The following is a 5,214-nucleotide window of genomic DNA, read 5'->3' on the forward strand; positions in this document are numbered from 1 at the left end:
ACACGTGTCTCGACGGGCCCTGGCGTTCCCGGAACGGGCGGCCTCAGAACGGGCGGCGAGCCGTGACCAGGATCCGCGGGGCCTCGTCCACGAGCACGTTGCCCGTCGCGAAGTGCATGTGCAGCCCGCGCAGAGCCGCCTCGTGGCGGGCGACGGCGGCCGGGGTGAGGTCGGCCAGGTCGGGCACCTGCCAGGCCGCGACCCGCAGGTACCACAGCACGGAGGAGAGGTCCTTGAACGTGCGCGTCCCCGCGTACTCCGTGGCCTCGACGATCTCGAGGCCGGAGGCGACGAGGCCGTCGGAGATCACGTCGATCGTCACGCCGTCCGGATCCCAGCCCAGCGGCACCCGGAGCGCCTGGTTGAGGACGAAGCCGTCGCGCGTGTCCACCTGCTCGGTGAGGAACGTGCCGCCCGGCTCCAGCACGCGGCCCACCTCGTCGGGGTCGATGGTGCTGAACCGGCTGAGCACCGCGCTGTACTGACCGTCGAAGAACGGCAGCAGCACGTCGCCCGTCCAGGACGGCTCCACGCGGCGCACGTCGATGCCGAGCGGCTCGAGGCGCCGTCGGGCGGCGAGGAAGGCCGGGCCGAGCTCCGTGGCGGCCGAACCCTTGGGGAGCGGGCCGAGGCCCGCGAAGAAGTCGCCGTCACCGGTGCCGATGTCGAGCACGGCACCGCGGGACTTGAGCACGATCTCGCGGGCCAGCGTGGGGTAGTCCCACTCCGGCGCGTCGATCGTGAGACGGTCGTCGACGGGAGCGTTGTCGAGACCACCCGTGAACAGCGCCGCGGGTGTAGCAGGAGTCGCAGGGGCGTTACGCGCCCATTCGACGTGGTCCTCGAACGGCGCGTCCGGCGCCGGAGCAGGGGCGATCGAGACGTCAAGCATGTGGGAGATTGTGACGCAAACGGGGAGTAAGGGCTAACACTGGTGCAAACACGACCGGAGGCGTCGCCGTGATGGTGAATCCCATACCCGCGGCGCACATTTCACCGCCGGATCCGCAGTTCTCACTGCGCGTGGTCGGCCTGATGTCCGGCACGTCCCATGACGGGGTCGACGCCGCGGCCTGCGACCTCCGGCTCGCCGGCAACACGCTGACGCTCACGCCCCTCGGACACATCTCCGCCCCGTACCCGGCGGCCCTCCGGTCCGAGCTGATGGCGGCCCTGCCCCCGGCCGCCACCACCGCGGAGGCGCTGTGCCGGCTCGACACCGGCATCGGACAGGCCTTCGCCGACGTCGCGGCCCGTGCCGTGGCCGAGCTCTGCGGCGGGCGAGCCGACCTCGTGGTCTCCCACGGCCAGACACTCTTCCACTGGGCGCCCGCGGGCGGCGCGGTTCGGGGCACGCTGCAGATCGGCGAACCCGCGTGGATCGCCGAGGCGACCGGGCTCCCCGTCGTCTCGGGCCTGCGCACGCGCGACGTCGCCGCCGGCGGGCAGGGCGCCCCGCTGGTCGGCCTGTTCGACGCGCTGTGGCTCGCCGGCCGCCCCGGCGCCGTCGCGCTCAACCTGGGCGGCATCGCGAACGTGACCGTGCTGTCCGGGGCGACGCCGTCCGCAGCGACGCCGGTCGCCTTCGACACGGGCCCGGCCTGCGCGCTGCTCGACGCCGCGACCCGCCACGTCACCGGCGGACGCCTCGCCTTCGACGCGGACGGCGCGCTCGCCGCCCGGGGCCGAGTGCTCCCTCTTCTTCTGGAGCGCCTCCTCGACGAGCCCTACTACGCACGACCGGCCCCGAAGTCGACGGGCAAGGAGCTGTTCCACCTCTCCTACCTGCTGAACCGCCTCGGCCCCATGGAGCCGACGGCGGAGGATCTGCTCGCCACACTCGTGGCGCTCACGGCCCGCACCGTGGCCGATGCCGTCCGGGACACCGCCACCGAGGTCGTCGCCTCGGGCGGCGGCACCCGCAACCCGGTGCTCATGGCGGCGCTCCGGTCCGAGCTGCCCGGGGTCGCCGTCCGCACCTCCGACGAGCTGGGCGTGCCGAGCCAGACCAAGGAGGCGCTGGCGTTCGCGGTGCTCGGCTGGCACACCTGGCACGGCCTGCCCGGCGTGCTGCCGGGGGCGACGGGCGCGCGGCACCCGAGCGTGCTGGGGACGGTGACGCCGGGAGCGGACGGGCGGTACCCGCCGGGACGGGGCGCGGGCGCGGGACTGCCGGGGCGGTTGGAGATCTTGGCGCCGGCCTGAGGCGCCGCAGCGTTACCGGGTGAAGATGGGCGCGACTCCCCTTATTTCGGGGCAAACGCGGCCGCGCGGCGGATACAGTCACGCGACTTGTCGTCCCGCGTGTAGACCATGCGCGGCTACTGATGGAGCGCTCGATGTCGACCTCGGTAACACGGCGGTTCCTTCCCTCTGCACGGCGGACCTGTGCGTCGCTGCTGGCCTCGGGTCTCGTGCTCGGACTTGGTGTGACTGCCGCTGGCGCGTCGCCTGCGATAGACACGCTCGCGGCGAGCACGACAGAAGTCGTTGCTCCAACCCTCGCGACGGATGCCGAACTCCTCGATCCCAGCTTCGTGCCGGAGGGAATGCCGAGCACGCACGGCGGACAGGTCGTGGCATGGGGAAGCTTGAGCGGCGCGTTCAACGGCAACTCGCCGCGAGCGCTTCCGGACGGTGTTCATGCCGTGGCGCTCTCCTCCGACGATCGCCAGATCCTGATACTGCGGGGCGACGGAGGAGTGGACATCCACGGCTCCGGCGCCTTCAGCGGATCGAGCCGCCACCTCACGCCACCGGACGGCACGACATTTACTGCCGTGTCGGCGGGCTGGGACTGGACCACACAGATCCTCAGGTCCGACGGCATAGTGGTCAACGCGTCGGGAACGCCGGTGAAGACGCCGCCCCAGGGTCTGAGGTACACAGCAATCTCAGGGCACCTGGCACTGCGTTCGGACGGGACACTCGACCCTGCCTCCGCCCCGGGCGAGTCGTGCTCCGAGGCACGCGATCCGGGTGCCGACCTTACTTACACCGCCATCACGGCCCGGCGGGACTCGGGAGACTGGGCCGCGCTGCGCAGTGACGGCGTCATTCTGAGCTGCCACGAACTGGTCGACGGGTGGGAGACCCGAGTCGTCAACCCCCCGGCGGGCACACGGTTCATCGGCGTCGACATGGGCAACGGGGAGGTGGTCGGCGCCACTGTGGACGGACGGGTCCTCTCGTCGAGCGGGACACAGCTCGCCGCCGCCCCGGCGGGACGTTCCGTCGTTTCGCTCGCTGCGATGAACCCGGGCCAGGGCAGTGCCGCGCTGGACGACGGGTCGATCCTTAGCTGGGGACTCAGCGGCAGGAACGCGACGCCGCCGCTGGTTCCGGCGGAGCGCGCCGTCTTCTCCGCCGTCGACGGCCACGGCGGCTCTGCGCAGCACTGGGCGATCATGGTCGGCGACCCCGTCCCTGTGGAAGTTTCCCTGCAGCCCGTGCTTCCTTCCGGCCGTCCGTTGCGCGTCACGGATGACGTCCGGATCGGCGTCAATGCCACCCTTGCTGACGGGGTGCCGGTCTCCGGCCAATTTGAGCCGACATCGCAGGCACCTGACGGGCAGGTACAGGTGCTCGAGACGGTGGGCCTTTGGCCTTCGGATCCGGCTGAGATCCGGTTCTCCACCGGACAGCACGAGCTCACCGGAACCCACCTGCTGGACGTGACGTTCTCCGGGTCCCCCTACGCCGCAACCACAGTCGAGACCTCGTTCGATTTCCAGAAGCCGGCCAACGTAAAGCTCACCACCTCGGGACCCGCGACGTGGCACGACGGCACCGAGAAGACGCTCTGCTTCACGCTCGCCACTGAGGACGGCTCGCCTCTGTGGTGGCCCACGACGTACGGACCAGCCACGATCAGCGTCGGCAGCAACGCAGGCGATGTCTACGAGGCGGAACCCCCACCCTGGGACGGCGCGCCGGGCAACTGGTGCATGCACTATCTGCAACTTGAACCCGGTACCTACACGGCGCAGTTCGACTACCAAGGTTGGGGCGAGGCCGACTCGGTGTCGTGGACCGGTCAGGTAGTCGTACTGCCGCCCGCCGCCACACGTGTCGAGAGTGACCTGCCCTCCTCGTGGCGCTACGGTCAGATGCCGGACTTCGTCGCGTTCGACGTGCTGTCCGACTCGCTCGTTCCGGTAGGAGTTGCGGTCCTGCAGCTCGACGACGGGACCTGGTTCGGGGCCGGCGACCAGCTCGACGAGAATGGCCGCGGGAAGATCTCGATCGGCCACGAGGACGAGCTCGCTCCCGGCACCTACCCCATGACCGTGCTGTATCGGGGCGGATACGGCTTCGCTCCTGCCCGCCTGGAGCGGACGGTCACTGTCGAGCCTGGCGTCTTCACCGCAGCGACGCCGAGGGTCACGGGAACGGCGAAGGTCGGCTCGAAGCTGACCGCCGCCACCGGCATCTGGTCGCCGACGCCCACCAGCTTCCGCTACGCGTGGAAGGTCGACGGCGTCGCGGTTGCGGGCGCGACGTCGAGCACCTTCACCGTCCCCGCCTCGGCGGCGGGCAAGAAGGTCACCGTCACGGTCACCGGCCTCAAGCAGTACTACGAGTCGTCGGCGACCAGCGCCCCCACATCCGCCGTCGCCCCCGGGACGTTCACCGCCCCGAAGCCCACGATCAAGGGCACGGCGAAGGTCGGCGCGACGCTGACGGCGACGCGCGGCACGTGGTCGCCGACGCCGTCGTCCGTGAAGTACGTGTGGAAGGCGAACGGAACGACCATCTCCACGCGGACGTCGAGCACGTTCGTGGTGCCGGCGTCGGCGAAGGGGAAGCGGCTGACCGTCACGGTGATCGGCACGCGCACGGGCTACACGACGAGGTCGGTCGCCAGCTCCGCGACCTCGACGGTCGCCGCGGGGACCTTCACCGCGCCACGGCCCACGATCACGGGGACCAAGCGGGTCGGGTCGACGCTGACGGTGAGCCGCGGGACGTGGTCGCCGGCGCCGTCGTCGGTGAAGTACGTGTGGAAGGCGGACGGGGTGACCATCTCGACCCGGACGAGCAACCGGTTCGTGATCCCGGCGCGGGCCCGGGGCAAGCACCTGACGGTCACGGTGACCGGTTCGCGGGCCGGGTACACGACCAGGTCGGTGACGAGCACCGGGACGGTGACCATCCGCTGACGCGGCGGCCCCGCGGCAGCCCGCCACGGCCGGGGTGGCGACGTCCTACGAC

General features: G+C 71.1%; 3 protein-coding genes. 2 read left to right on the forward strand and 1 reads right to left on the reverse strand.

Annotation, left to right across the window (positions count from 1 at the left end; all coding sequences use genetic code 11):
- Positions 1–43: 43 nt before the first annotated feature.
- Positions 44–892, reverse strand: coding sequence for a class I SAM-dependent methyltransferase (locus tag ACFWEJ_RS27055; RefSeq protein ID WP_377232268.1), 849 nt, complete (start codon positions 890–892; stop codon positions 44–46).
- Between the two features lie 71 nt (positions 893–963).
- On the opposite strand from ACFWEJ_RS27055, the gene ACFWEJ_RS27060 reads away from it, so the two are divergent.
- Both ACFWEJ_RS27060 and ACFWEJ_RS27065 read left to right on the forward strand, forming a co-directional pair.
- Complete coding sequence (locus ACFWEJ_RS27060; protein WP_377232269.1) at positions 964–2,205, forward strand: anhydro-N-acetylmuramic acid kinase; 1,242 nt, start codon at positions 964–966, stop codon at positions 2,203–2,205.
- A 122-nt stretch (positions 2,206–2,327) separates the two neighbouring features.
- Positions 2,328–5,162 carry a hypothetical protein gene (locus ACFWEJ_RS27065; protein ID WP_377232270.1) on the forward strand — a complete coding sequence of 945 codons (2,835 nt, stop codon included), beginning with the start codon at positions 2,328–2,330 and terminating at the stop codon, positions 5,160–5,162.
- The last annotated feature ends 52 nt before the right edge of the window (positions 5,163–5,214 follow it).

Origin of the sequence: Promicromonospora sp. NPDC060204, from assembly GCF_042728455.1 — a bacterium.
In the GTDB taxonomy this organism is placed as follows: domain Bacteria; phylum Actinomycetota; class Actinomycetes; order Actinomycetales; family Cellulomonadaceae; genus Promicromonospora.

Coding starts and splice junctions, on each gene's coding strand:
- ACFWEJ_RS27055 (WP_377232268.1), bottom strand. CDS start 892: ATGCTTGACGTCTCGATCGCCCCTGCTCCGGCGCCGGACGCGCCGTTC.
- ACFWEJ_RS27060 (WP_377232269.1), top strand. CDS start 964: ATGGTGAATCCCATACCCGCGGCGCACATTTCACCGCCGGATCCGCAG.
- ACFWEJ_RS27065 (WP_377232270.1), top strand. CDS start 2,328: ATGGAGCGCTCGATGTCGACCTCGGTAACACGGCGGTTCCTTCCCTCT.